At 50.0% G+C, this 1,217-nt stretch carries 1 protein-coding gene; it reads left to right on the top strand.

Going from position 1 to position 1,217, the window contains the following annotated elements:
- Window positions 1-56 precede the first annotated feature (56 nt).
- Window positions 57-1,183, top strand: a protein-coding gene (locus AC1QQ2_RS14260) for an IS3 family transposase (protein ID WP_105234586.1) whose coding sequence is annotated in 2 segments (ribosomal slippage) — window positions 57-321 and window positions 321-1,183 — 1,128 coding nt in all. Because the reading frame shifts where the segments join, the coding sequence is not laid out codon by codon here.
- Window positions 1,184-1,217 lie beyond the last annotated feature (34 nt).

Genomic DNA, 1,217 nt, shown 5'->3' with positions numbered 1-1,217 from the left:
TGAGCCTCCCCCACTGAACCGGTCCACCGCTATGTTTAGGAAACGGAGGACCATGAATGGCAAACAAACGACCAAAGCCCGAAGAGATCGTTACAAAGTTGCGTCAAGTTGAGGTGTTGATTGGGCAAGGATTGTCCCGTCTTGATGCGATCAGACAAATTGGTGTTGTTGAGCAGACCTATTATCGCTGGCGCAGACAGTATGGTGGTATGGGCGTTGATCAATTGAAAGAGTTCAAACGCCTACAAAAAGAGAATGAACAGCTGAGAAGAGCTGTTTCTGATCTGACGCTCGACAAGCTGATCTTAAAAGAAGCTGCACGGGGAAACTTCTAAGCCCCGCTCGTCGCAGGGTATGCATTAATCATGTTCGCAGCCAATTGGATGTTTCAGAGCGCAGAGCCTGTCGTGTGCTTGAACAACATCGGTCCACACAACGTAATCCCCCAAGAGGGCGTGCGGATGAAGAGAGACTTGTTGCGGATATGATTGAGTTTGCCCGACAGTATGGCCGTTATGGCTATCGCAGAGTGGCCTACCTTCTGAGAGAGGTGGGTTGGTCAGTCAGTGATGGTCGCATTGAGAGGCTGTGGCGACGAGAGGGGCTCAAAGTTCCACCTAAGCAACCCAAGAAGGGACGGCTCTGGCTGAATGACGGTTCGTGCGTCCGTCTTCGCCCCCAGTACCGCAATCATGTTTGGAGCTATGATTTTGTGCACTGCAGAACGGATGACGGGAGACCGTTTCGAACCTTAAACATTATCGATGAGTACAGTCGGGAATGCTTGACCATCAAAGTTGAGCGGAAACTGAACTCCACGAATGTGATCGATGCCTTAACAGATCTGTTCATCTTGCGTGGACCACCTGCATACATTCGCTCTGACAATGGGCCTGAGTTCGTTGCTCTAGCGGTCAGAGATTGGATTACGGCTGTCGGCGCAAAAACAGCTTATATCGAACCTGGAAGCCCGTGGGAGAATGGATATTGCGAAAGCTTTAACGGCAGGTTCCGTGATGAGCTATTGAATGGCGAAGTCTTCTACACGCTACGAGAAGCACAAATCATCATTGAAAAATGGAGACGGCACTACAACACAAAGAGACCACACAGTGCATTGGGCTATCGCCCACCGGCTCCTGAAGCCATCATACAAATGGATCAGAGGCCATATATGCACTAACTATAAACTTGGACCGGTCAAATGAGGCTGCTCA

Origin of the sequence: Aestuarium sp. (assembly GCF_023253315.1) — a bacterium.
Taxonomy (GTDB): Bacteria; Pseudomonadota; Alphaproteobacteria; order Rhodobacterales; family Rhodobacteraceae; genus Marivivens; species Marivivens donghaensis.
The sequence above is the reverse complement of the archived record's forward strand: the minus strand, read 5'-3'. Positions and strand labels throughout refer to the sequence as shown.